The following is a 24,918-nucleotide window of genomic DNA, read 5'->3' as shown; positions in this document are numbered from 1 at the left end:
GTCTTCGCCCTGCGCGTAACCGGTCGACACGCCTGGGAATACCCGCGGCGATCCGGTGCTTGTCCTTCCAGAGGGCAGGCATCTGCCCTGACGACGGCCGAGGCCTGAGAAGGATGACACCGCTATGACGACTGACACCGTGCCCAATCCGACAGGTTCGGTCCCGACCTCCGGGAAGTCCTCGGCAGATCGCCTCCCGCCCGGGTCGAAGCTCCTCATCGGACTGCTGCTCGTGTCGGCGTTCGTCGTGATCCTCAACGAGACGATCATGAGCGTCGCCCTGCCGCGGCTCATGGAGGACCTCGACATCACGGCGAGTTCGGCGCAGTGGCTGACGACCGGCTTCATGCTCACGATGGCCGTGGTCATCCCCGCCACCGGGTTCCTGTTGGAGCGGTTCTCCCTCCGCGCCATGTTCATCACGGCGATGGTCCTCTTCAGCCTCGGCACGCTCATCGCCGCGCTGTCACCCGGCTTCGGCACCCTGCTGCTCGGCCGCGTGGTGCAGGCCAGCGGAACCGCCATCATGATGCCGCTGCTGATGACGACGGTGCTGAACATCGTGCCGGTCTCGGCTCGCGGTCGGACGATGGGCGCGATCTCGATCGTCATCTCGGTCGCCCCGGCGGTCGGACCCACGGTGTCGGGCCTGATCCTGAGCGTGCTCGACTGGCGATGGATGTTCTGGATCGTGCTCCCGATCGCCGTGGCCTCGCTGATCCTCGGCGCCCTGCTGGTGCGCAACGTGACCGAGCCGAGGAAGGTCCGGTTCGACGCGCTCTCGCTCGTGCTCTCCGCGCTCGCCTTCGGTGGCCTCATCTTCGGGCTGAGCAGTATCGGGGAGTCGGCGGAGGGCCATGCGCTCATGCCGGTGTGGATCCCGCTGGCCGTCGGCGTCCTCGCGCTCCTGGCGTTCGTATTGCGTCAGCGCGGACTCGTCCGTGAGAACCGGCCGTTCATGGATCTGCGCACCTTCGCGAACCGCTCGTTCACCGTGTCGATCATCCTCGTCGTGATCGTCATGATGGCGCTGTTCGGATCGTTGATCATCCTGCCCATCTACCTGCAGAGCGTCCTGCAGGTCGACACGTTGACCACGGGACTCATGCTGCTCCCCGGCGGGCTGACCATGGCCGCGCTCGCGCCGCTCGTAGGGTCGTTGTTCGACCGCTTCGGGCCGCGTCCGCTGGTGATCCCCGGCGCCTTCGCCGTGAGCGCCGCCCTCTGGCTCCTGACGATGCTCGGCGTCGACAGCGCCATCGTGATGATCATCGCCGTCCACATGCTCCTGAGCGCGGGTCTCGCGTTCATGTTCACGCCGCTCCTGACCTCGGCCCTCGGCTCCCTTCGAGCCGAGCTCTACCCCCACGGCAGCGCGATCGTCGGCACGGTCCAGCAGCTCGCCGGCGCCGCAGGGACGGCGGTGTTCATCACGATGATGTCCACGACGGCTGCCGCTCGCGCGGCGGCCGGGAGTTCCGCGGTCGACGCGACGGCAGCGGGCGTGCAGGCGGCGTTCCTGTGCGGCGCCGTCCTCTCGCTGCTCGCGGTGGGCGCGTCGTTCCTCATCCGCCGGACCGACCAGACGCCCTCGGGCGTGCACGTCGGTCACTGATGCGCGAACGGCGGGGGATCACCGTCGCCTGAGGACGCCGTCGGTTCAGCGCAACCAGCGCATCGTGTAGGCGTCGGCGAGCACCGGCATCAGTGGGCCGCTGAGGGCGGCCCGCAGGCCGAGATCGCGGACGCCCACCAGTGCGGTGGGGATCGGGCGACCCAAGCGCATGTTGAGCGCCGCCTGCCAGGAGGCACGTCTGACCGCGCGCCGCTGCTGTTCGGCGGCGGCCGCGAACTCGCGCTCGAGCGTCCCTCGCCCGGTGACCGCGCGCGCGACCAGCGGCGCGAACACGCGGGCGTCCGCCCAGCCGAGATTCATGCCCTGGCCGCCGATCGGGCTGATCTCGTGCGCGGCGTCGCCCACGTGGACGATCCGTCCGTCGACCACACGGCTCCGACGACGACTCCGCACCCCGAACGCGCTGAGCATGGTGTTCGTCGCCGCATCGGCCTCCTCGCCGGTGCGATCCGCGACGAGGGTCGCGAGGTCGTCGGCACTCGGCTGCAGGCTGGCCTCGTCACGAGGGGAGGTGTACCCGGTGTGGACGACGTACCGGCGCATGCCGCGGGGGAGTGGGAACGACTCGACGACGCCGTCACGATGCAGGTGGACCCGCGCGATGGGCCCGGCGCCACTCCGGTCCGCGACGTCGCCCATGAGATAGCGGTCGCGGTAGCGGTGGACCGGCCCGGGATTCTCGGCTCCGGGGAACCCGGCTCGCCCACCGGCTGCGACGATGACCATGGTTGCACGAGCGCTCACGGGGCCGGAGGCGTCGGTCCCTTCGACGACGACCTCGTCCCCGACGGAGCGGACGCTCGTGCACGCGGTCCCCGTCGACAAGGACCCCGGGGCGATGGACTCCAGGCGCGCACGGAGGATCCGCTCGGTCCGCCACTGCTCGAGCGCGGCGACATACGGGTGGGCGACCGGACGATCACGGAACACGACGGTGCCGAGTCGCCGACCGCCGCTCCACGCCTCACCCTGGTCGATTCGGACGGCGTCGACGCGGATGTCGTCGAGGACGCCGAGGTCGTCGAACAGCTCGAGGGAGGGCGGGTGGATCCCGATCGCCCGCGTTCCCGACGGAGGGTCCACCCGTCGCTCCCAGACCGTGACGTCGACGCCGTCCTGGGCGAGCAGGATCGCCGCCACCAGTCCGACCGGTCCGCCGCCGATGACGAGCACCCCGGTCATCGGCGTCCGTCGGTCGTCGCGTCGAAGCGCCTCGACAGCAGCAGCCGCATGGGGAGTCGACGCTCGACGAGCCATCCGTCGGGGACGACCTCCTGGAGTTCCTGTTGCCGGTAGCTGCGGCGGATGGAGCGGAGCCCGTCGACGTGGAGGAAGGAGCGCCGCCGTCCCGGCAGGGTGACGAGCCCGTACGCGGCGTACGCCAGCCGGTCCCGCTCCAGGTCGCTGTGCAGCACGAGCCTTCGGGCGATGGAGGCGCTGTCGGACAGGAGACCGGCCAGCTGGGCCGGGTCGAGGTGGTGCAGGACATGGTTGGACAGCACGATGTCGACCTCATCGCCCCGGGCGACCAGGTCGCTGCTGTGCGCCGAGCGGAAGTCGACCGGTCCCTCCGCGTACCGGCGGCGGGCGAAGTCGACCGAACGCTCATCGGGGTCGATCGCCGTCACCTGGACCGGCAGGCCGTCGGCTCGTGCCCAGGAGGCGATGGCCGTCGGGACGTCACCGCCGCCGAACCCGATGTCGACGATCGACGTCGTGCGCGACGGGTCCAGACGAGGCCGGATGTGCGAACGGTAGAGACTGCGCCACCCCGAGACGAGCCTGTTCACCGTCGCGAACCGGGCATAGGTCGCGTCGAGCAGCACCGGGTCGCACTCGGGGTCGTCCATGAGCTCGACGAGCTCCGTCGCACGCCGCGTGAGATCGACCCGCATCAGGCTCCGCCGGCGCGGAGCCGGAGCAGCGCGCTCTCGATCGTCAAGCCGGGACCGAACGCCAGCGCACAAACCCGTTCATCGACCTCGGGGCCCGCGCCGTCGAGGAGGCGCTTCAGGATGAACAGGACGGTGGCGCTCGACATGTTGCCGAAGTCGCGCAGCACCGCCCGCGACGGTTCCAGCAGCTCGTCGTCGAGGGCGAAGCCCCGCTGGACGCGGTCGAGGATGCTCCGACCACCGGGGTGGATCGCCCACCGGTCGATCGATGACACCTCGGCGTCGTCCGCCGCCGCGAGGAGTGGGCGCAGCGCGATCTCGAGGTGCTCGCCGATGAGTTTCGGGACGGCTCCGCTCAGGACCATCTCGAATCCGTGGTCGCCGATCGTCCAGGCCATCTCCGTCTCGCCGTCGGGGACGAGTGCCGTGGACCATCCGTCGAACTCGAAGACGGGCGCCGACGAGCCGGTGTCCCGTCCGGTGACGACGGCTGCGGCGGCTCCATCGGCGAAGACCGAGGATCCGAGGATCACGTCGGGGTCGTCTGAGGAACGGAGATGGATGGAGCAGAGCTCGATGCACACCACCAGCACGACGGCGTCCGGCTCGGCGGCGCAGAACGCCGCGGCGGCGCGGAGGGCGGGGAACGCGGCGAAACACCCTTGGAAGCCCAGGTGGTAGCGCTCGGTGCCCGGATCGAGGCCGAGGTCGCGGACGAGGAGGTACTCCGGTCCCGGGGCGAAGAACCCGGTACAGGACGCGGTCACGACGTGGGTCACGTCGGCCGCCGTCAGGCCGGGCGCCTCATCGAGCGCTCGCCTCGCCGCTTCCAGGAGGAGCGGGGGAGCGTGCTCGATGTAGGCGTCGTTCCGGAGGCCGGTCGGGGGTGAGCGGACCAGCCGTTGTTCCGCGTCGTAGAACGCGGCCGTGGTCGTCGGGACCTCGTCGTCGAACGCGTCGATCACCGTGTGCCTCGTATCGATCGCGGAGGCGTCGAAGGCGGCGCCGATCAGTCGTTGTGCGAGGCGCGTCCTGCCCGGCTGATCACGGAAGACGTCTCTGATCTCGTCTTGATGGAGGATGGTCTGAGGAACGGCCACGCCGATCGCCCTCACGGAGACGGTCATGCTTCAGTGTATCGCCGTCGTCCGGGCAGCCACCCTAAGCTGAGGCGGTGTTCTCCACCGCCCGCCGTCTGTTCGCGTCTTCCCATCCCGGACCCACCGTCGCGGTCACGGTCCTGGCCGTCGTCCTGGCCTCCGCCGTCGGGGTCGAGCCGCTGCGGACGCTGCTCCTGGCGCTGGTGGTCTTCGTCGGTCAGCTCTCGATCGGGTGGTCGAACGACTGGCTCGACGCGCGTCGCGACCGCCGGTCAGGGCGGCTGGACAAGCCCGTCGCGCGTGGTGACCTCAGCGTCGGGACGGTCCGTCTGGCGGCGCTCCTGGCCGGAGCCGCGAGCATCCCGCTCTCCTTCACCCTCGGCTGGGCGGCGGCAGCGGCACACCTGCTCTTCCTCGCGTGCGGTTGGGCCTACAACCTCCACCTCAAGGCGACCGCGTGGTCGGTGGTCCCGTTCATCATCGGGTTCGGCGCACTGCCCGCCGTGGTCACGTTCGCGGCGATCCCGCCCATCCCGCCGGCCGGTTGGACCCTCGCCGTCGGCGGCCTGTTCGGCATCGCGATCCACTTCACGAACGCGCTCCCGGACCTCGACGACGATCTCCGGACCGGTGTCCGTGGTCTGCCGCACCGCCTCGGAGCACGGACGGCAGGTCGGGCCGCGTTCGGGGCGCTCGGGGTGGCGGGCGTCGTCGCCGTGCTGGGGCAGAGCGGCGTCTTCACCGGGCGCCTCGCCGCGCCACCGCTCGTCGGGCTCATCGGCTGCGCCGGGGTCCTCGGGCTCGTGATCTTGGGCCTCGTGCTGGTCGGCAGCCGTCAGCCGGACCGGCTCCTCTTCCGGCTCATCATCAGCGCGGCCTTGCTCGTCACGGTGGTCCTGGCCGTCTCGGGCACGAACCTCGGGGTCGTCAGTACCAGTTGACGGCTTCGGAGTGCGCCCAGGCGCCACAGGGTGAACCGTACCGGCTGTCGATGTAGTTCAGACCCCAGGTGATCTGCGTCGCAGCGTTGGTCCGCCAGTCGTCGCCGACACTGGCCATCTTGCTGCCCGGGAGCGATTGCGGGATCCCGTAGGCCCCACTGGATTCGTTGTAAGCGTTGACCCGCCAGCTGGATTCGCGCGTCCACAACTGGAGCAGGCACTGGAACTCGCCGCTACCCCAGCCGTAGGCCCCGATCGCCGACTGGGCGTACGCCTTCGCCCCTGCCGGATCGGCCGAGAGGTCCGGCGGCGGTGCGCTCGTGGCACCCTCTCCGCCCGTCGCCTCGTTGCGTCGCTGCTCCTCGGCGGCGATCGCCTCCTGGCTCTGGGCGTAGGCCTGTTCGATCGCGGCAGTCGTGTTCTTGAGGACGGCGAGTTGCTGGTAGAGCCGATCCCGGTTCGCCTGCTGCTCCGCGACTGCGGCGTCCGCCGCGTCGCTCGCCGACTGCGCGGTCTCGTAGCTGGCGTCAGCGGCTTCGGACAGGCGCTGCCGTTCCGCCTCGGCGGTGGTGGCCTGCTCGGCGAGCGCGGACGCGGTGTTGCTCGCGGCGGTCGCGGACGCGAGGTCCTGAGCCGAGGTCTCGCTCAGCTTGCTGATGGCGCTGAGCTTCGAGAGCAGGTCGTCGTCGGCGACGCCGGAGAGGACGAGGGACAGCGTCGGGTCGACGCCTCCGGTGCGGGTCATCTGCGCGATGACCGCCCCGGCCTGGCGTTTGCTCGACGCGGCGGCCGTCGCTGCGGCCGTCGCCTGCGCGCTGATCGTGTCGGCGACGGCGGCCTGCGCGTCGAGCGCGGCTTTGGCCTCGCCTGCCGCTGCACCCTGGCGGACGGCTTCGTCGCCGAGCCGGGCGGACTCGTCGCGCAGCCCGTCGAGGAGGGACACGATGCGGTCGGCCTCGGCCTGGGCGGTCGATTCGTTCGACTTCGCCGCTTGGACGTCGTCCCAGCTCGGGTAGTCGGCGGTGCGGACCGTCGTCGGGCTGACGGCGGCTGCCGGACCTGCACACGACACCGCGATGATGACCGCGGCGCCGAGGGCGGCGGCTCGCGAGACGCCCCTCGAACGAGGCGATCGGTTCGTCAGCGGCTTGCGCATGCGTCCATCCTGGCTGTCACCCACGTAAGTGTAGCCGTCGAAGTCACATCCGTCACTTGTGCCACACCGGCGAAGACGTCCAGCCGTCATGGATGATGCGAGCCTAGACTCGCCCGGTGCAGGTGGGACGGCGACGCTTCCTCGTCACCGGCGCCTCCGTGGCGGTCGGTGCGATGCTCGGCCTGTCCGCATGCACGGGCCCGCCTCCGCCTGAGCGATCGGGACGACCGGCAGCCACCGGGCCGGACGCCGGCGAACTGCGCGCCGCGGCGGAACTGGCCTCGATGACGCTCGAACAGCGCATCGCCTCCATGTTGATGCTGCACACCCCGGGCACCGATCCCGCGGCGCTCCGAGCCTTCGTCGAACGCTACCGACCGGGCGGCTTCATCCTCATGGGCGACAACGTGCCGGGACTCGCCGGACTGCCCGCGGTCACGGACGCCCTCAGCCCAGACCCCACCATGCCCCTGCTCATCGGCATCGACCAGGAGGGTGGCGACGTCCGTCGCATCGACGAGGACGTCGCGGCCGCGGCGGACACCCTGAAGTCAGAACCGCCGGAGGCGACGGAGACGGCGTTCACGGCGCGCGCGACCATGCTCGCGGCCGCGGGATGTTCGGTCAACTTCGGCATCGTCGCCGATGAGACGGCGGATCCGACCTCGTTCATCTACGACCGTGCGCTCGGGACCAGCCCGGACGCCGCTGCAGCGCGCGTTGCCGCCGCGGTCCGAGGAGAGCGCGGGGCGGTCCTCAGTACGCTCAAGCATTTCCCCGGGCACGGTCAGGCCCCCGGGGACTCCCACTCGACGGTCCCCTCCACGTCGCTGGGGCTCGAGGAGTGGAGGGCGAGCGACGCCGTCCCGTTCGCGGCGGGCATCGACGCCGGTGCGGAGGTCGTCATGTTCGGCCACCTCGTCTACTCGGCGGTCGATCCGGCGCCCGCGACGCTCTCGTCCGCCTGGCACGCGAAGCTCCACGACGATCTCGGCTTCTCCGGTATGACGATCACCGACGACATGCTCATGCTGCAGCACACCGGTCTCCCGGAGTACCAGAACCCGTCGGAGAACGCGATCCGTGCGGTGGCGGCCGGCAACACGATGCTGCTCTACGTCCTGGGCGCGGATCCCTCCTCGACGGGTGTCGACCCCGACGTGCTCATCGCCGACATCGCGGCTGCGGTGCGCTCGGGGAGGATCTCGGAGGACGTCGTCGCCGAAGCGGCGCACCACCTGCTGCGTGTCCGGCTGGGCCTTCCCGCGATGCGGCCGATGTCGTCCTGATGACGTCGAGGAGAATTTCTCGGACACGTGGGAATAGCCACGATGTCCTTGCGTTTGAATAGAACGTGGCGCGAGCGCGCCGCACATCGACGCAAGGAGTACCGCATGACCGACACCCTGACGATTCCCGGCTACAAGGTTGGCACCTGGGAGGTCGACACCACGCACAGCGAGGTCGGCTTCAGCATCCGCCACATCATGGTCTCGAAGGTCAAGGGCAAGTTCGAGCGCTTCAACGCGACGTTCGTCACGCCGGAGAACCCCCTCGAGACGAAGGTCACCGCGTCCGCCGAGGTCGCTTCGATCAACACGAACCAGCCCGACCGCGACGGTCACCTCCGCACCGGCGACTTCTTCGACGCCGAGTCCTACCCGACGATCGACTTCGTCTCGACCGGCGCCCGCGCCAAGGGCGACGACTTCCTCGTCGACGGCGACCTCACGATCAAGGGCGTGACCAAGCCCGTCACCTTCACCGTCGAGTTCGGCGGCTTCGCGACCGACCCCTACGGCAACTACAAGTTCGGCGCGACCGCGACCACCAAGATCAACCGCGAGGACTTCGGCCTCACCTACAACGCGGCGCTCGAGACCGGCGGCGTGCTGCTCGGCAACGACGTCACGATCACCATCGAACTGCAGGCTGCGCACCAGGCGTAGTCCCAGGACGTCGAAGGGCCGGTGGAGCGTCGCTCCATCGGCCCTTCGTGGTTTCCGGTCGGCTCAGGTCGGCTCGCCGACGATCTCGTCGCGGACCCGGCGGAGGTCCTCCATGAGCGATCCGATGAGGATCCAGTGCTGCGGGTGCGGTCGGTGGATCACCAGGGGTGCGGTGAGCGCGGGGAGTTCGGCGGTCTCGGTCGGGGGTTCGCGGGAGGCTGCGCGGTCGTTCACGAGCAGCCGGAGGTCGTGCGCCGCGCGGCCGAGTTCGACGGCGATGTCGGCCACCGTCGGCTCCTCGTGCAGGGTCGGGTCGTCGTGGTCGTGCACCGAGCGCGCCATGCCCAGCGTCCGTGTGACCACCGGCTCGAGTCGACGCAGCAGGAGTCGTTGACGGTCCAGCTCCTCACGGTGCCGTGACCGGCGCGGGTTGAGCAGCAGACTGTCGTCGCCCTCCTTCACCGCGGCGATCGCGCGTTCCCGCAGTGGTTTGAGCGCGCGGGCTTCCGTGAGGAGCGCGGCCAGCTCGGCGTCCGTGTTGGCCCTGGTGAGCGCGGTCGCGAGGTGGTCCAAGGTGTCGGCGCAGGCGAGCGCGAGTGCACCGACCGCTGTTCTGGCCGGCGCGAGCAGGACGGGGGCGACGAGGACGACGTTGACGAGCAGCCCGATCCCGGCGCCGAGGACGGTCTCGATGATGCGCGCGAAGGCGTAGTCCGGCGTGGCGGCGCCGATCGAGAGGACCAGCATCGCGCTGATCGGGATCTGGTTCGCGGAACCCGGCCCGAGGCGGAGGACCCAGCCGAGCAGGATGGCGACGACGATGGCCAGGAGCACGATCCAGGCGGAGTGTCCGAAGACGCTCCCGATCGCGGTCGCGAGGACCACGCCGGTGATCACCCCGAGGCTGCGTTCGAGTGCCTTGCCGAACGACTGGTTGACGCTCGGCTGCACCACGAGGATGGCGGCGATGGCGGCGAAGACCGGCAGTTGGCCCGGGATGATCGTGATCGCGACGATCCAGGCGGCGATGGCGGCCAGCGCCGTCTTCAGCACCTGGAGCAGCGGGAGCCGCGACCGGGTGCGCAGGACGGGGACGACGGACATGCGGAGCGCCGTCAGAGCTTGCCGTGGAGCTGGTCGAGCAGTTCCGCGCCGTTCCCGGCGTACACCCAGGGCGCCCCCTCGTGTTGTCCACCGACCTTCGAGCGACCGCCGGCCAGCACCGCCTCGCCGGGGGAGAGCTGACGGATCGCGACGGCGGCGACGCGGTCGGGGTGACGCTCCTCGAAACTGCGGTAAAGCGATTCGTCGTGCTGCCCGTCGTCACCGACGAGGAGCCAGCGCAGCCGCGGGAAGTCCTCGGCGAAGCGGTCGAGGTTGGTCCGCTTGTGCTCGCGTCCGCTCCGGAAGAAGCGGTCGTGGGTCGGGCCCCAGTCGGTGAGGAGCAGGGCCCCTGCGGGGTAGAGGTTGCGGGAGAGGAACCGGGTGAGCGTCGGGGCGACGTTCCAGGCGCCCGTCGAGAGGTAGATGATCGGGGAGCCCGGGTGCTCACGGGCGGTCCGCTCCAAGAAGACGGCCATCCCCGGGACCGGGGTCCGCGCATGCTCGTCGAGGACGAAGGTGTTCCACGCGGCGACCAACGGGCGGGGGAGTGCCGTGACCATCACGGTGTCGTCGATGTCGGACACGATGCCGAACTCGATGTCGTCGCCCACGATGAAGACGGGGGCCTCGACGGGGTCGCTGCCCTCGGAACTCAGGCGGAGGGTGTGCCATCCCGGCGTCAGGGAGACCTGGACCACCGCATCCACCACGCCGCCACGATCTCCCGTGACCGTGTGGCGTCGGCCGTCGATCTCGACCTCGACGGTGGGGTCCGCGATGCTCAAGGCGAAGAAGCTCTTCCAGCCTCGCACCTTCTGCTGCGGTTTCACGGTGGTCTTGCCCGGTTCCGCCAACACCACTCGAGCGAGGACGCGGATCCACGACGTCGAGCCGTAGCCGGTGAAGGGGATGATCGCCGCCTCGCGCCCATGCCGCCGTGCGCGCCGCTGCCGGCGCAACTGGATAGCGTCCTCCATCCGAGCGGCGAAGTGCCGGATCTGCTGGGCGGCGTCGGATGAGGCCGTTGGACGATCGTCGGGTGCCTTCACCCGTTCAGTCTGTCATGCCGGTGCGTCTGTTCAGCCGCTGGAGCCCGCGGACCGCCGGGTCACTCCGGCGTGGACGCTCCGCCCGGGGATGCCGGATCCTCCTGGTCGAGCATGTGCCGTTCCTCGCTCCGCTGCAGGACCCGCTTGACGATGAGGACGACGACGGCGAACAGCACGATGATCCCGACGAACACGTATCCGGCCCAGTGGAGGCGCTCGGAGAGTTCACGGTAGCTCCCGGCCGCCACCGCACCGACCGAGACGTAGGCGGAGGACCAGATGACACAGGCCGGCAGGGTCCACGAGATGAACCGACGGTACGTCATCGTGCTCATGCCGACCGTCAGGGGGATGAGCGAGTGGAGCACGGGGAGGAACCGTGAGACGAACACCGCGATACCGCCTCGCCGGTCGAGGTATCGCTCCGCTCTGACCCAGTGTCGTTCACCGATCCTGCGGCCGAGCCGACTCGCACGGATGCGCGGACCGAACCATCGGCCGAGGGCGAAGCCGACGGATTCCCCGATGAGTGCACCGGCGATCACGACGAGGATCATCGAGATCCACTGCACCGGACCGACCACGGCGGTGCTGGCGACGATGACGACCGTGTCGCCGGGGACGACGAGACCGACGAGTACGGAGGTCTCGAGCATGATGCCGAGTCCGGCGAGGAGCGTGCGGGTGACGGGGTCGACGCTCTGCACCAGGTCGAGGAGCCAGCCGAGCACGTCGTTCACGGGTCAGAGCCTAGCTCTCGGCCGGGTTCTGAGGCTCTGAAAGCCCTGTGCACGACAGGCGACACGTGTGGTCTGACCACAGGCGCTTTTTGGTGTACCATGGGATTCGACGACACGGATCGAAGCCTCGGGGATGATCAACCCGATCGGGCTGCACCTGCGCCGCCTTCCCTGGATGCCGCGAACATGGAGTGTTCATCGTGAACGATCTTCTCGACCCGCTACTGCTGTCCCGCTGGCAGTTCGGCCTCACCACCGTCTACCACTTCATCTTCGTGCCGCTCACCATCGGCATGGCGGTGACGGTCGCCGGGTTCCAGACCGCCTGGGTCCGGACGGGCAAACTGCACTACCTGCAGTTGACCCGCTTCTTCGGCAAGATCTTCCTCATCAACTTCGCCATGGGCGTCGTGACCGGGATCGTGCAGGAGTTCCAGTTCGGCATGAACTGGTCCACCTACTCGCGGTTCGTCGGCGACGTCTTCGGTGCGCCACTGGCACTGGAAGGCCTGCTCGCGTTCTTCCTCGAGGCCACGTTCATCGGACTCTGGATCTTCGGCTGGGACAAGCTCTCACCGAAGCTCCACCTCGCGACCATCTGGATCGTCGCCCTCGGCACCGTGCTCTCGGCCTACTTCATCATCGCCGCGAACGCCTTCATGCAGAATCCGGTCGCCTACCGGATCAACGAGGAACGCGGCCGGGCCGAGCTCACCAACATCTGGGAGCTCCTGACCAACAAGGTCGCGCTCGCCGCCTTCCCGCACACGATCTTCGCCTGCTTCATGGTCTCGGCCGCCGTCATCATCACCGCCGCCGCCTGGCACCTGGCCCGCGGTCAGCACGTCGAGATGATGCGGCCCGCGCTGAAGGTCGGTGCCTGGAGCATGCTCATCGCCGGAGGAGCCACGATGCTCGCCGGCGACCAGCTCAGCCTGGCGATGGTCGAGACGCAGCCGATGAAGATGGCCGCAGCCGAGGCCATGTACAACACCTCGACCGGCGCGGACGCCTCGTTCTCGATCTTCACGCTCGGTACCCCGGACGGCGTCCACGAGCTCTTCTCGATCAGGATCCCGTACCTGCTCTCGTTCCTCTCGACCCACACCTTCGACGGCACCGTGGAAGGCATCAACGACCTGCAGGCGCAGTACACGCAGCTCTACGGCCCCGGCGACTACTCGCCGGTCATCTGGGTCACCTACTGGGCCTTCCGCTGGATGATCGGCCTCGGGCTCGCCTCCATGCTCGTGGCGGCCGCAGGCCTCTGGTTCACTCGGAAGGGCCGCGAGCCGAAGCGCTGGATGTGGCGGGTCGCCGTGTGGGCCGTGCCGATGCCGTTCCTCGCGATGACGATGGGGTGGGTCTTCACCGAGATGGGCCGTCAGCCCTGGATCGTCTTCAGCCTGCTGAAGACCGAGGATGCCGTCTCGCCGAACACCACCGGTCTCGACGTGCTGATCTCGCTCATCGCCTTCACCGTCGTCTACGGCTCCCTACTGGTCGTCGAGTTCGGGCTGTTGAAGAAGACCATCACCGCCGGACCGGATGCCATCGAGATGTCCCCGCCCGACGACGACGGCGTGCAGAAGCCCGCCGCCCCGGCAACCACGGTCTACTAGGAGCGCATCATGGACCTCACGATTCTCTGGTTCTGGATCATCGCCGCCCTGTTCGTCGGATACTTCGTGCTCGACGGGTTCGACTTCGGCGTCGGAATGACGATCCCCTTCCTCGGCAAGGACGAGACCGACCGCCGGATGCTCATCAACACGATCGGGCCGGTCTGGGATCTGAACGAGACCTGGCTGATCGTCGCCGGCGCGAGCCTGTTCGCCGCCTTCCCGGAGTGGTACGCGACCCTGTTCAGTGGGTTCTACCTCCCGCTGCTGTTCATCCTGCTCGCCCTCATCGTCCGTGGGGTGTCGTTCGAATACCGGCACCAGCGTCCCGAAGCGTCCTGGAAGCGGCGGTTCGACCTCATGATCATCGTGGGGTCGGCGCTCCCGGCCTTCCTCTGGGGCGTCGCGTTCGCGAACATCATCCAGGGCGTGCCGCTTGACGCCGACCACAACTTCACGGGCACCCTCTTCACGCTGCTCAACCCGTACGGGATCCTCGGTGGTCTCACCACGCTGGTGCTCTTCTTCGCACACGGGGCCGTCTTCGCCTCGCTGAAGACCGAGGGCGACATCCGTGAACGCGCCCGTCGTCTCGCGAGCCGTGCGGGCCTCCTCGCCATCGTGTTGGCCGCCTCGTTCCTCGGATGGACCGTCCTCGCGCACTTCTCGCTGCCGGTCCTCATCCTCGCGGCGATCGCCGCGGTGTCGCTGATCAGCGCCTGGTTCGCGAACAGCCGTGGGCTCGAGGGACGAGCCTTCGCGCTCATGGCGGTGACGGTCGCCGCCGCGGTGCTGACCCTGTTCACCGCGCTGTTCCCCGCCGTCATGCCGGCGAGCAACGACCCCGCGAACAGCCTGACGATCGCGAACGCGTCCTCCACGGAGTACACGCTCACGGTGATGTCCTGGACGGCCCTGATCTTCCTCCCGCTCATCCTCGCCTATCAGGGGTGGACCTACTGGGTGTTCCGGAAGCGCATCACCCGTCAGCACATCGAAGCGGCCGCGCACTAACCTGTCATCGTGCGCCCCCTCGATCCGCGACTGCTCCGCTATGCCCGGGGAGCCAGGTCGGTCCTGGCCCTCGGCGCGGTCATCGCCCTGGTGCAGACCGCATGCACGCTCGGCTTCGCCTGGTTCGTCGCGCAGCTGGTGTCCCGCTCGATCGCCGGCGATCCGATCGACGAGCTGCTGCCGTCGCTGTGGCTGCTGACCGGCATCGTGGTCCTCCGTTCGGCAGCGGTCCTGGCGGCGGACGCCGTGAACGCCCGCGGCTCCGCCGTGGTCCGGAGCGAGTTGCGGCGCGCGCTCGTCGGAGCATTCGAGGCGCTCGGTCCCGGCTGGGTCTCCCGGCGGAGCTCAGCGGCGCTCACCACGGTGTCGGGCCGTGGCTTGGACGCGCTGGACGCGTACTTCGGCCGGTACGTGCCGCAACTCATCCTCACTGCCATCGCGATGCCGATCATCGCAGCGGTCATCTTCCTGCAGGATCCGATCAGCGGGATCACGGTCGTCGTGACCCTGCCCCTCATCCCCGTCTTCATGATCCTCATCGGGTTCGCGACGCAGACGGTGCAACGACGCCAGTGGGACACCCTGGCGCACCTGTCGCGCGGATTCCTCGAACTCGTCGCGGGCATGGCGACCCTGAAGCTCTTTGGCCGGCAGCATCGACAGGTGGCGCGGGTCCGGTCGGTGACGGAGGAGTACCGCGTCGAGACCATGAAGGTGCTGCGGTTCTCGTTCATGAGCGGGTTCGCCCTCGAACTCCTCTCGAGTCTCGCGGTCGCCGTGGTGGCCGTCGGCATCGGGCTCAGGCTCCTCGACGGCTCGCTGCTCCTCGGCACCGGGCTCTTCGTCCTCATCCTCGCCCCGGAGGCCTTCCTGCCGCTGCGGAACGTCGGCGCGAACTACCATGCCGCGGCGGAGGGGGTTACCGCGGCCGAAGAGGTCTTCGAGATCCTCGACGAGGCGGCGGCGCTGTCCGAGCAGGCCACCCCGGGCGCGTCCGCACGGTCGGTGTCGACGGCGGGTCACCGGACGCAGTCGGCACCGGGCCTGCTGCTCCATGGGCTGGACGTCCGGTACGGCGACCAGGTGGTGCTCGATGCACTCGACGCCTCGTTCCCCGCCGGGACGATGACCGCGGTCGTCGGGCCCAGCGGTGCGGGGAAGACGAGTATGGCCTCCGCGATCCTCGGCTTCGTCGAGACCGGTGGAACGATCCGGCATGACGGCGTCGAGGTGTCGCCCACGTCCGCAGACCGACCTTGGTTGTCGTGGGCAGGCCAACGTCCCGCCCTCATCGCGGGGACCGTCGGCGGCAACGTGGCACTCGGCGACGAGACGCCCGACGACGCGCTCGTCGCCCGATCGCTCTCGAGGGTCGGACTGTCCACACTTCCGCTCGAGCACCCGATCGGTGCGGTCGGCGACGGGGTCAGCGGTGGGCAGGCGCAGCGGATCGCGATCGCGCGGGCGTTGTACCGCCTGGCGCGCACCCCCGCCGCCGCCGGGACGCCCGTCCTGCTCCTCGACGAGCCGAGTTCGGCCCTCGACTCCGCGTCCGAGGCGCTCGTGATCGACGCCGCGCGTGAGGCCGCCCACGCCGGAGCAGTGGTCATCGTCATCACGCACCGCCCCATGATCAGCGAACGCGCCGATGCCGTGCTGGAGATCCCCGTGCGTGCCTCGCGTGCCCACGATGAGCCGGCGGTGCTCCATGGATGAGCGCGTGAAGCAGATCATCCGCCTGGCGCAACCGCCGGTGCGACGCTTCCTCCCAGGGCTCCTCGCCGGCATCCTCTCCGCCGGAGCAGCCGTGGCCCTCCTCGCCTCCAGCGCGTTCCTGATCACCAAGGCCGCCGAGCAACCGTCGATCGTCGAGCTCGGCGTCGCTGTCGTCGGCGTCCGTGCGTTCGCCCTTGCCAGGGCGTCGTTCCGGTACCTCGAACGACTGCTCAGCCACGACGCGGCCTTCCGCCAGTTGTCGCAGTTGCGCGCCGGCATGATCGAGCGGGTCATCCCCGTGGCCCCGGACGGCCTGCAGCTCACCGGGCGAGGGGATCTGCTCACACGACTCGTGACCGACGTCGACGAGCTGCAGAACGTGCCGTTGCGCGTCGTCCAGCCGCTGGTGGTGTCGGGCGTCATCGCCGGTGCCGCGGTCATCCTGACGACCGCGCTGCTTCCGGCAGCGGGGATCGCCTTGGCGGTGTGCCTCATCGTCGCGTTCCTCGTGTCCTGGCTGCTGGTCAGTCGCGTGGCCGCGCGAGCCGAACGCGACCTGGCCCCACTGCGCGGCGCGCTGTCGGAAGCGCTCCTGGAACTCGTCACCGGATTGGACGTGTTGACGGCGTACGGTGCCGTGGGGGCCGCACGGGCCAGGATCGAGCGGGCGGACGCTGCGCTGACGCGCGCGATGGTCCGGCGGGCGGCCGGAGCCGGTGTTGCCGGGGCCGTGCTTGCGCTCGCCTCGGGCTCAGCCGTCGTCGCGGCCCTGTGGGCGGGTATGCCGGCCCTCGGCTCGATCGGCGGACCCGCGCTCACGGTGGTCGTGCTCGTTCCACTCGCCGTCTTCGAGGTCTGTTCGATGGTGCCGCTCGCCTTCGGCGCCTGGCGCGAGGCGGTAGCCAGCGCTGAACGGGTCGCCGAGGCGGTCCCGAGCACCCGTCCCGAGGAGATCCCGGACGAGGACGCCGGCATCGCCGAGCTACCGGCGTCCGACGGGGTCCTGCTCGAGGTCGAGCACCTGAGCGCGCGCTGGCCGGGCGATGCGCGGCCCGCTCTTGCACCGATCAGCTTCCGTCTGTCGGCGGGGGATCGCCTCCTCGTCGAGGGCGACAGCGGCGCGGGGAAGACCACGCTCGCTCACGTGCTCGTCCGCTTCCTCGAGTACGAGGGCCGGTATCGCGTCAGAGGGGTGGAGGCCCGCGAGATCCGCGCGGACACACTCCGTGAGACGGTCGGTCTCGTCGAACAACGACCGTTCCTGTTCGACGCGGACATCCGTCAGAACCTACTCTTCGCCCGTGACACGGCGGACGACGCAGCCCTCGAGTCGGTGTTGGAGCGGGTCGGGCTCTCGTCCTGGCTGGCGGAGCGCGGCGGACTCGACCGGCCGGTCGGGGAACACGGGGCCCTCGTGTCCGGGGGACAGGCGCAACGGATCGCCCTTGCTCGGGCGCTCCTCCGCGAGTTCCCCGTGCTCGTCCTCGACGAGCCGACGGCCAACGTCGATCCCGAACGGGCGAACGCGCTCCTGGAGGACCTGCTCGGCGCCGCGGGTTCGGACGGCCGTGCCGTCGTCGTGATCTCCCACACCCCGGTACCGGCAGCGCTGGTGACCGCCCGACTCCGGATCGTCGCCCCGCCGCTGGCGACGTTCCGGTGATGCCGACGCCTCGGGAGCGACGACAGCTCGTGCTGCCGAGCTGGTCTGAGCCGGAGGACGTCTTCCGTCGGGTGTTCGTCGACGAACCGTGGGCGTGCTGGTTGGACTCCGGGCCGGGGGCGGAGACCGGCGTCAGCCTGATGGGGCGAGGCGCGGAGCGGCTCGTCGCCGATGCGGTCCTCGGCACGGTGGAACACGTGAGCGTCGCGTCAGACTCGACCGTCCGTCGGGGGTCGCTGCTGGAGTCCCTCCGCGCGCTCCGTGCAGACGCGCCAGAGGATCCGGGTGATTGGGTGGGGTGGTTCGGCTACGAGTTCGGGGCCGGACTCGTCGGCGCTCCGGCTCGCGAGACCTCCGTCCCCGCCGCGTCGATGATGCGCCTCGACGACCAGGTGCGGTTCGACCACGCTGCGCGGACGGTGACCATCTCGTCGGCCGATCCCGCTTGGCTCGCGTGGGCAGCTGAGCGCGTGCAGGACCGGTCGCCGCTGCCGCCGCTGGCGCCCACGGCCGGCGGGGTCTGCATGCCGCGCCACGCGGACCCGGCGTACGTCCGGCTCGTCGGGGCCTGCCAGGAGCACATCAGGCGTGGCGACGCCTACCAGCTCTGCCTGACCAACACCCTCCGGGTCGACGGCGTCCACGATCCGCTCGCCACCTACCTCCGTCTCCGGGCGATGAGCCCGACCCACCACGGCGGTCTCCTCCGCTTCGGGCAGCTGTCCCTCGCGAGTTCCTCGCCGGAGCAGTTCCTCGAGGTCTCCGCGGGCGGCCGGGTGCGGACCAGACCGATCAAGGGGACACGTCCGCGCGGCGCGGACCCGGTGGACGACGCGCGGCAACGCGCGGAGCTGCTCGCCAGTCCGAAGGAACGGGCGGAGAACCTCATGATCGTCGACCTGATGCGCAACGACCTCTCACGGGTGTGCGAGCTCGGCTCGGTCGCGGTCACCGCCCTCCACCAGGTGGAGAGCTACCCGCAGGTGCATCAGCTGGTGAGCACCGTCGAGGGTCGACTCCGATCGGGGCTCGACGCGCTCGACGTCGTTGAGGCCGCGTTCCCGGCCGGCTCCATGACGGGCGCGCCCAAGCGGCGGGCCATGGAACTGCTCCACGACCTCGAGGCGGGACCACGTGGCGTGTACGCGGGGGCCTTCGGGCTGCTGTCGGCGGACGGATCGATGGATCTCGCGATGGTCATCCGCTCCATCGTCATCGATCCGGACGGCGCTTCGATCGGCACGGGTGGCGGCATCACGGCGCTCTCCGTCCCCGAGGAGGAGCTGGAGGAGACCTGGACCAAGGCGGCTGCTCCGCTGAGGGCCCTCGGCGTCGGACGGCCGGAGCCGGAATCCCGGTAGGCTTGACCGTTGGACGGAGCGCCGGCGTGCGCTCCAACCCGCCCATCCTGCGGCCGACCGCCGTGCGAGCAACCCACGGGTTCCACCCCAGCACCTGCAGTGATTGAGAGTGACGTGTCAGACGAGCGCAACACCGAGGACCGCCGCGACGGCGAGCGGTACGACTTCCAGGCGATCCAGGAGAAGTGGCTTCCCGTCTGGGACGAGCTGAAGCCTTTCGCCACCGCCGATCCGGCCGACAAGCGTCCCCGGAAGTACGTCCTCGACATGTTCCCCTACCCCTCCGGCGACCTCCACATGGGTCATGCGGAGGCCTTCGGCTTCGGCGACATCGTGGCGCGTTACTGGCGCCACCAGGGATTCAACGTGCTGCACCCGATCGGTTGGGACTCCTTCGGCCTCCCCGCCGAGAACGCGGCGATCCAGCGCGGCGTCGACCCGCGCGAGTGGACGTACGCGAACATCGCCCAGCAGAAGGCGAGTTTCCGCCAGTACGGCCCGTCGTTCGACTGGGACCGTGAGCTGCACACCAGCGACCCCGAGTACTACCGCTGGAACCAGTGGCTGTTCCTCCAGCTGTTCGAGAAGGGCCTCGCGTACCGCAAGGCGAGCCCCGTCAACTGGTGCCCGAACGACCAGACCGTGCTCGCGAACGAGCAGGTCGTCGACGGTCACTGCGAGCGCTGCGGCGCCGAGGTGACGAAGAAGAAGCTCACCCAGTGGTACTTCCGCATCACCGACTACGCCGACCGCCTGATCGACGACCTCAACCAGCTCGAGGGCACCTGGCCGTCCAAGGTCCTCAGCATGCAGCGGAACTGGATCGGTCGTTCGAACGGTGCCGACGTCGCGTTCAGCATCGAAGGCCGCGACGAGCCGGTGTCCGTGTACACCACGCGTCCCGACACCCTGTACGGCGTGACGTTCATGGTCGTCGCGCCCGACTCGGAGCTGGCCGCCGAGCTGGTCGCCGACGCCTCCGACGAGGTCAAGGGACGGTTCCAGTCCTACCTCGACAGCGTCAAGGGTGAGAGCGAGATCGCGCGTCTCGCGACCGACCGGCAGAAGACCGGCGTCTTCCTCGAGCGGTACGCCGTCAACCCGCTGAGCGGGGAGCGTCTGCCGATCTGGGCCGCCGACTACGTCCTCGCCGACTACGGGCACGGCGCGATCATGGCGGTTCCCGCGCACGACCAGCGCGACCTCGACTTCGCCCGAGCCTTCGACCTGCCCGTGCGCGTCGTGGTCGACACCACCCAGCCCGTGACGGGTGCCATCCCGATCATCGTCGACGGCGAACTGCCCGAGGACCTGCCGTCGATCGATCCCGCGAAGACGGGTGTCGCGCTCACCGGCGAGGGACGCCTGACGAACTCCGGCCCCTTCGACGGTCTGAGCAAGTCGAACGCCATCCCGAAGGTGACGGCCGCGCTCGCGTCGAGCGGTCTCGGAGCGAAGACGAAGAACTACCGTCTGCGCGACTGGTTGATCTCCCGGCAGCGCTACTGGGGGACGCCGATCCCGATCATCCACTGCGAGGCCTGCGGTGAGGTGCCGGTGCCCGAGGACCAGCTGCCGGTGCGTCTGCCGGATGCCGCCGGGCTCGACCTGCGTCCGAAGGGCATGAGCCCGCTGGCCGCGGCTGAGGACTGGATCAACGTGGACTGCCCGTCGTGCGGGAAGCCTGCGAAGCGGGACTCCGACACGATGGACACCTTCGTCGACAGCTCCTGGTACTTCCTGCGGTTCCTGAACCCGACCTCGGACGAGATCGCGTTCGACCCGAAGGAGGCCGACAAGTGGGCTCCGGTCGACCAGTACGTCGGCGGCGTCGAGCACGCCATCCTCCACCTGCTGTACTCACGATTCATCACGAAGGTCCTCTTCGACCTCGGCAAGGTGGGCTTCACCGAGCCGTTCAGCGCCCTGCTCAACCAGGGCATGGTCATCCTCGACGGCTCCAAGATGAGCAAGAGCAAGGGCAACCTCGTGGAGTTCGCGCAGGAGCTGCGGTCCTACGGAGCCGACGCACTGCGTGTCACGATGGCGTTCGCCGGACCTCCGGAGGACGACATCGACTGGGCCGACGTCTCGCCGGCGGGATCGGCGAAGTTCCTGGCACGTGCCTGGCGCGTGGCGCACGACGTCACCAGCTCGCCCGACGTCGCCTGGAAGGACGGCGACGAGAAGCTGCGCAAGCTGACGCACCACTTCCTGGCCGAGGCTCCCGGGCTCATCGAAGCGGGCAAGTTCAACGTCGTCGTCGCGCGGCTCATGGAGCTCGTCAACGCGACCCGCAAGGCGATCGACGGTGGCCCCGGTGCCGGCGACCCTGCCGTGCGCGAATCCGCAGAGGTGACCGCCATGGCGCTCGACCTGTTCGCGCCGTTCACGGCCGAGGACATGTGGGCCAAGCTCGGCTACCAGCCGTCGATCTCGCTGGTGCCGTGGCGGAAGGCCGACCGGTCGCTGCTCGTCGAGGATCAGGTGACGGCTGTCGTCCAGGTCGACGGCAAGGTCCGCGACCGGCTCGAGGTGTCGCCGAAGATCTCCGGCGAGGAGCTCGAGCAGCTCGCTCGCGCCAGCGCTGCCGTGCAACGTTCCGTGGGTGACCGCGAGATCGTCAACGTCGTGGTCCGTGCCCCGCGCGTGGTGAGCATCGCCACGAAGGGCTGACGCGGTTCGGGGCGGGTCTCTCGGCTCGCCCCGAGCCCGCTCCACAGGGACCTCGACGGCGCGCTCCATGCCCGGAGCGAGGACGAGCGACGGGGGAGGTGCGCCCCGACTCGTAGCGTTCGAGGATGACCAGCGATCAGGCTCCCGCATCCCCGCAGATGCCGTTCGGGCGTCCATCGGCCTTTGCCCGCCTCCGACGACGGCCGCGGCCCGAGTTCCGAGCCGGAGCCGCCGTGGTCCTGGTGATCGCAGCGCTTGTGGTCGCGATCGTCGTGTCGACGCTCAGTTCTGGTGGCGCGGTCCGGACCATCGGCGGCGCGGAGCTCTCGGCCGACACCGGCTCGGCGCCCGCGTCCTCAGCCGGCGCGACGGCTCCGTCGACGACCACCGGTGAGCTTTACGTCCACGTCCTCGGAGCCGTCGCCGCTCCCGGGGTCTATCGCCTTCCGGGTGGTTCCCGCGCGTTCGACGCCGTGGCGTCCGCCGGCGGACTCCTCCCGGACGCCGACACGACCGCGGTCAACCTCGCGCGGTTCGTGAACGACGGGGAACAGCTGTACGTGCCCGTCATCGGTGAGGTACCGACCGGGGGAGCGGTGAACGGTGCAGGCGCCGGGAGCCCGTCCGGTGGGCAGCTCGTCAATGTGAACTCGGCCTCGGCCTCGGAGCTGACCGCGCTGCCGCGTATCGGTGAGGCCCTGGCGGAACGGATCGTGGCTTGGCGCGAGGCGAACGGTCCGTTCGCGACGCTCGACGATCTCAGCGCGGTGGAGGGCATCGGGACGAAGACGCTGGAGGGGTTGCGTGCGGCGGCCACCGTCTGACGTGGCCCGCGGTCGCTGACCCGTGGGTGAACGCGACGGCGCCGCGTCAACGTGGCCCCGGATGCTCGTCCCGGCGGCGGTCACCTGGATCGGGGCCGCGATCTGCTGTGGGATGCCCGGCGCGGCATGGGGGACGGCGCTGGTCGCGTTCGTGACCGCGACGCTCTGCCTCGTCTGCGCCGTGTCGATCCAGCGGCGTGGAGCCGACGCGGCGACACGTGCCGCCGGTCAGGGGGAGATCTGGGCGACGATGCTCCTGCTGGGAGCGTGTTGCGCGGCGACGCTCGGCCTCGTGACCGCCTCCGTCGCCGCGCACGCGCCCGATCGTCAGCCCGCGGCCTTGCGGGCGCTCGGGTCCTCGCGGGTGACCGCCGAGGTCGTGGTGACCGCTGACGCGGTCCCGTCGGGTACCGCCTCCTCGGGGTCGTCCATCCGGTTCGCCGCCGACCTCGTGTCGGTGTCGCACGGACGGGTGCTGCAGGAGTCCTCCGTGCCCGTCCTCGTGTTCGCGCCGGCTGAGGCGGACCGATCCCCGCGGGTCGGCGAGCGGTGGCGGATCACGGGAGCGTTGCGATGGAACGCTCCCGGCGATGCGCGCGCCGCGTTGGTGTTCGTGCGCGATCCGCCGACGCGACTGGAGGAGACCCCTGCCGCCCTCGGCTGGTCGACGTCGCTCCGGTCCGGGCTCATCGAGCTCGCCGGCTCGCTTCCTGGGCCGGGTGGTGAGCTCCTACCCGGTCTCGCCATCGGCGACGTCAGCCAGGTCGGCGACGAGGTGACCGGCTGGATGCAGCAGAGTTCCCTGTCACATCTGACGGCCGTGTCCGGCGCGAACTGCGCCGTCATCGTCTGGTTGATCAGCTCAGCGGTCGCGGCGCTCGGAGGAGGACGGGCGCTCAGGATCAGCTGCGCGCTCCTCGCACTCACGGCGTTCGTGGTCCTCGTCACGCCGCAGCCGAGCGTGCAGCGGGCGGCGCTCATGGCCGCGTTCGTCCTGCTGATGGGCGGCTTCGGACGACCGCTCCGGGGCCTCGCCGCACTGGCTCTCGCCGTGATCGTGCTGCTCGTGAACGATCCCTGGTTGGCAGGACAGTACGGGTTCGGCCTGTCGGTGCTCGCGACCGGCGGGCTCCTGCTGCTCAGCGGCCCACTCACGGACCTCCTCGCCCGCTGGTTGCCGCGACGGATCGCGGCCCTGATCGCGATCCCGGCGGCCGCGCAACTCGCCTGCCAACCGATGCTCGTCCTGCTGGATCCGAGCATCCAACTCGGCGGTGTCCCGGCCAACCTGCTGGCCGGTCCGGCGGCCGCACCGTCCACGTTGCTCGGGCTCCTCGCCTGCCTCCTCGCCCCGGTGTCGACGCCACTCGCGATGTCGGTCGCCTGGCTCGGGTGGGTGCCGGCCAGCTGGATCGCCGCGGTCGCGCGGTGGTTCGCGGGGATCCCCGCGGCGCGGGTCCCGTGGCCGGAGGGGCCCCTGGGCGTCGTGCTCGTCACGATCCCGACGCTGCTCATTGCCATCCTCCTCCTGCGCGGGCGCGAGCTTTCGGCCGGATGGAGGAGGGCGATCGCCGTGGTGGTGGTGCTGTCACTGGTCGTGTTGTGCGGTCGAACGGTGGGGGTCGGTCTCGGCACCGCCTTGCACCGCCCAGGTGACTGGACGATCGCTGCCTGCGACGTCGGACAAGGCGACGCCGTGCTGCTCCGACAGGGCGGTTCCACCGCGCTGGTCGACGTGGGACCGGACCCGGAGCCGCTCCGGTCCTGCCTCGACGGACTGGGCGTCACCCGGATCGATCTGCTCGTCCTCACGCACTACGACCTCGACCACGTCGGCGGGCTCGAGGCCGTCGTCGGTCTGGTCGACCACGCCCTCGTCGGGCCGGTGGACGATCCGGCGGACGAGCGCATCGGGCGGGTCCTGCGAGACGCCGGCGCGGAGGTGCGGCAGGCGGCGTCCGGCGACCAAGGTCTCCTCGGGGATCCGCAGACCGGCGCCCCGTGGCAGGTGCTGTGGCCGGATCCCGCTGCCGGCGGCATCGAACCGGGCAACGACGCGAGTGTGGTGGTCCGGTTCGACCTCGCGGCCGCCTCGGTCCTGCTGCTGGGCGATCTCGGTGCCGAGGCACAGGACCGACTCCTCGGTCGACACACCCTCGGGCAGGCGATCGACGTCGTCAAGGTGTCCCATCACGGGTCGGCCGATCAGAGCGAGCGCCTGGCGCGTTCGCTCGCAGCGAGCGTGGCGCTCGTGTCGGTCGGCGCCGACAACGGCTACGGGCACCCGACGCGTTCCGCCCTGGACCTCTACGCGGGCACCGGCGCCGAGATCCTGCGGACGGACGAGTCGGGCACGATCCTGCTCGCGCCGGGGGAGGCCGGGGCGTTCCGGGTTTGGTCGGAACGTGCCGGAGCCGCCGACCCGACCGGCGTCGGCGGCCGCCGGTAGACTCGGACGGTCGAGAGGAGCCG

Annotated in this window: 19 protein-coding genes; 12 read left to right on the top strand and 7 right to left on the bottom strand. The window is 69.9% G+C overall.

Translation table 11 applies throughout. The features are described from left to right. Positions 1-124: 124 nt before the first annotated feature. The gene (locus ASF68_RS02960; protein WP_056006603.1) at positions 125-1,615 is read left to right on the top strand and encodes a DHA2 family efflux MFS transporter permease subunit; all 1,491 of its coding nucleotides are present in this window, start codon (positions 125-127) and stop codon (positions 1,613-1,615) included. A 45-nt stretch (positions 1,616-1,660) separates the two neighbouring features. Here ASF68_RS02960 and ASF68_RS02955 read toward each other — a convergent pair whose 3' ends face one another. From ASF68_RS02955 to ASF68_RS02945, 3 genes are read right to left on the bottom strand one after another with little or no spacing between them, the layout of a single operon-like run. After that, positions 1,661-2,818, bottom strand: coding sequence for an NAD(P)/FAD-dependent oxidoreductase (locus tag ASF68_RS02955; RefSeq protein ID WP_056006600.1), 1,158 nt, complete (start codon positions 2,816-2,818; stop codon positions 1,661-1,663). Further along, complete coding sequence (locus tag ASF68_RS02950; protein ID WP_056006596.1) at positions 2,815-3,531, bottom strand: methyltransferase domain-containing protein; 717 nt, start codon at positions 3,529-3,531, stop codon at positions 2,815-2,817. Before ASF68_RS02950 ends, ASF68_RS02955 begins: the two co-directional genes overlap by 4 nt. Continuing rightward, a complete protein-coding gene (locus ASF68_RS02945) occupies positions 3,531-4,658 on the bottom strand; it encodes a type III polyketide synthase (RefSeq protein ID WP_056006593.1) in 1,128 nt (375 codons plus the stop codon). The genes ASF68_RS02950 and ASF68_RS02945 overlap by 1 nt, the downstream gene beginning before the upstream one ends. Before the next feature lie 47 nt (positions 4,659-4,705). Here ASF68_RS02945 and ASF68_RS02940 point away from each other — a divergent pair, with 47 nt between their 5' ends. Then, on the top strand, positions 4,706-5,572 hold the full coding sequence (locus tag ASF68_RS02940) for a UbiA family prenyltransferase (RefSeq protein ID WP_056006591.1): 867 nt from the start codon (positions 4,706-4,708) through the stop codon (positions 5,570-5,572). Here ASF68_RS02940 and ASF68_RS02935 read toward each other — a convergent pair. Then, positions 5,559-6,728 carry a lytic transglycosylase domain-containing protein gene (locus tag ASF68_RS02935; RefSeq protein WP_056006589.1) on the bottom strand — a complete coding sequence of 390 codons (1,170 nt, stop codon included), beginning with the start codon at positions 6,726-6,728 and terminating at the stop codon, positions 5,559-5,561. The two genes, ASF68_RS02940 and ASF68_RS02935, sit on opposite strands and share 14 nt — an antisense overlap. Positions 6,729-6,844: 116 nt before the next feature. Here ASF68_RS02935 and ASF68_RS02930 point away from each other — a divergent pair, with 116 nt between their 5' ends. Together ASF68_RS02930 and ASF68_RS02925 are read left to right on the top strand one after the other, a co-directional pair. Further along, complete coding sequence (locus tag ASF68_RS02930; protein ID WP_056006586.1) at positions 6,845-8,017, top strand: glycoside hydrolase family 3 N-terminal domain-containing protein; 1,173 nt, start codon at positions 6,845-6,847, stop codon at positions 8,015-8,017. A gap of 105 nt (positions 8,018-8,122) precedes the next feature. Next, entirely contained in the window at positions 8,123-8,677 is a 555-nt protein-coding gene (locus ASF68_RS02925; protein ID WP_056006583.1) for a YceI family protein, read from the top strand. A 63-nt stretch (positions 8,678-8,740) separates the two neighbouring features. Here the strand turns inward: ASF68_RS02925 and ASF68_RS02920 are convergent, their stop codons facing one another. The 3 genes from ASF68_RS02920 to ASF68_RS02910 are packed head-to-tail and all read right to left on the bottom strand — an operon-like array spanning position 8,741 to position 11,570. Next, a complete protein-coding gene (locus ASF68_RS02920; protein WP_056006580.1) occupies positions 8,741-9,781 on the bottom strand; it encodes an aromatic acid exporter family protein in 1,041 nt (346 codons plus the stop codon). An 11-nt stretch (positions 9,782-9,792) separates the two neighbouring features. After that, the gene (locus ASF68_RS02915; RefSeq protein ID WP_056006577.1) at positions 9,793-10,830 is read right to left on the bottom strand and encodes an App1 family protein; all 1,038 of its coding nucleotides are present in this window, start codon (positions 10,828-10,830) and stop codon (positions 9,793-9,795) included. 59 nt (positions 10,831-10,889) lie between these two features. Next, the gene (locus tag ASF68_RS02910) at positions 10,890-11,570 is read right to left on the bottom strand and encodes a DedA family protein (protein ID WP_056006574.1); all 681 of its coding nucleotides are present in this window, start codon (positions 11,568-11,570) and stop codon (positions 10,890-10,892) included. 200 nt (positions 11,571-11,770) lie between these two features. Between ASF68_RS02910 and ASF68_RS02905 the strand changes: the two genes are divergently transcribed. From ASF68_RS02905 to ASF68_RS02870, 8 genes are all read left to right on the top strand, one after another. Continuing rightward, positions 11,771-13,192, top strand: coding sequence for a cytochrome ubiquinol oxidase subunit I (locus ASF68_RS02905; protein WP_056011283.1), 1,422 nt, complete (start codon positions 11,771-11,773; stop codon positions 13,190-13,192). A 9-nt stretch (positions 13,193-13,201) separates the two neighbouring features. Further along, complete coding sequence (cydB, locus tag ASF68_RS02900) at positions 13,202-14,206, top strand: cytochrome d ubiquinol oxidase subunit II (protein WP_056006571.1); 1,005 nt, start codon at positions 13,202-13,204, stop codon at positions 14,204-14,206. Positions 14,207-14,215: 9 nt separating this feature from the next. Continuing rightward, positions 14,216-15,922, top strand: coding sequence for a thiol reductant ABC exporter subunit CydD (cydD, locus tag ASF68_RS02895; protein ID WP_082498456.1), 1,707 nt, complete (start codon positions 14,216-14,218; stop codon positions 15,920-15,922). Positions 15,923-15,926: 4 nt separating this feature from the next. After that, complete coding sequence (cydC, locus tag ASF68_RS02890) at positions 15,927-17,585, top strand: thiol reductant ABC exporter subunit CydC (RefSeq protein WP_369796411.1); 1,659 nt, start codon at positions 15,927-15,929, stop codon at positions 17,583-17,585. Then, the gene (locus tag ASF68_RS02885; RefSeq protein WP_056006559.1) at positions 17,585-18,946 is read left to right on the top strand and encodes an anthranilate synthase component I family protein; all 1,362 of its coding nucleotides are present in this window, start codon (positions 17,585-17,587) and stop codon (positions 18,944-18,946) included. The genes cydC and ASF68_RS02885 overlap by 1 nt, the downstream gene beginning before the upstream one ends. A gap of 114 nt (positions 18,947-19,060) precedes the next feature. Then, positions 19,061-21,622 (top strand): leucine--tRNA ligase, encoded by a 2,562-nt coding sequence (gene leuS / locus ASF68_RS02880; protein ID WP_056006556.1) that lies wholly within the window; start codon positions 19,061-19,063, stop codon positions 21,620-21,622. A gap of 125 nt (positions 21,623-21,747) precedes the next feature. Further along, a complete protein-coding gene (locus ASF68_RS02875; protein ID WP_157580173.1) occupies positions 21,748-22,446 on the top strand; it encodes a ComEA family DNA-binding protein in 699 nt (232 codons plus the stop codon). 22 nt (positions 22,447-22,468) lie between these two features. After that, complete coding sequence (locus tag ASF68_RS02870) at positions 22,469-24,895, top strand: ComEC/Rec2 family competence protein (RefSeq protein WP_157580172.1); 2,427 nt, start codon at positions 22,469-22,471, stop codon at positions 24,893-24,895. The last annotated feature ends 23 nt before the right edge of the window (positions 24,896-24,918 follow it).

The sequence above is a fragment of the Plantibacter sp. Leaf314 genome (assembly GCF_001423185.1).
GTDB lineage: Bacteria > Actinomycetota > Actinomycetes > Actinomycetales > Microbacteriaceae > Plantibacter.
This window is presented reverse-complemented; position numbering and strand designations above follow the sequence as displayed.

Excerpts from the sequence above, each read along its gene's own strand:
- ASF68_RS02960 (WP_056006603.1), top strand. The coding sequence starts at position 125 with ATGACGACTGACACCGTGCCCAATCCGACAGGTTCGGTCCCGACCTCC.
- ASF68_RS02955 (WP_056006600.1), bottom strand. The coding sequence starts at position 2,818 with ATGACCGGGGTGCTCGTCATCGGCGGCGGACCGGTCGGACTGGTGGCG.
- ASF68_RS02950 (WP_056006596.1), bottom strand. The coding sequence starts at position 3,531 with ATGCGGGTCGATCTCACGCGGCGTGCGACGGAGCTCGTCGAGCTCATG.
- ASF68_RS02945 (WP_056006593.1), bottom strand. The coding sequence starts at position 4,658 with ATGACCGTCTCCGTGAGGGCGATCGGCGTGGCCGTTCCTCAGACCATC.
- ASF68_RS02935 (WP_056006589.1), bottom strand. The coding sequence starts at position 6,728 with ATGCGCAAGCCGCTGACGAACCGATCGCCTCGTTCGAGGGGCGTCTCG.
- ASF68_RS02925 (WP_056006583.1), top strand. The coding sequence starts at position 8,123 with ATGACCGACACCCTGACGATTCCCGGCTACAAGGTTGGCACCTGGGAG.
- ASF68_RS02920 (WP_056006580.1), bottom strand. The coding sequence starts at position 9,781 with ATGTCCGTCGTCCCCGTCCTGCGCACCCGGTCGCGGCTCCCGCTGCTC.
- cydB (WP_056006571.1), top strand. The coding sequence starts at position 13,202 with ATGGACCTCACGATTCTCTGGTTCTGGATCATCGCCGCCCTGTTCGTC.
- ASF68_RS02885 (WP_056006559.1), top strand. The coding sequence starts at position 17,585 with ATGCCGACGCCTCGGGAGCGACGACAGCTCGTGCTGCCGAGCTGGTCT.
- ASF68_RS02875 (WP_157580173.1), top strand. The coding sequence starts at position 21,748 with ATGACCAGCGATCAGGCTCCCGCATCCCCGCAGATGCCGTTCGGGCGT.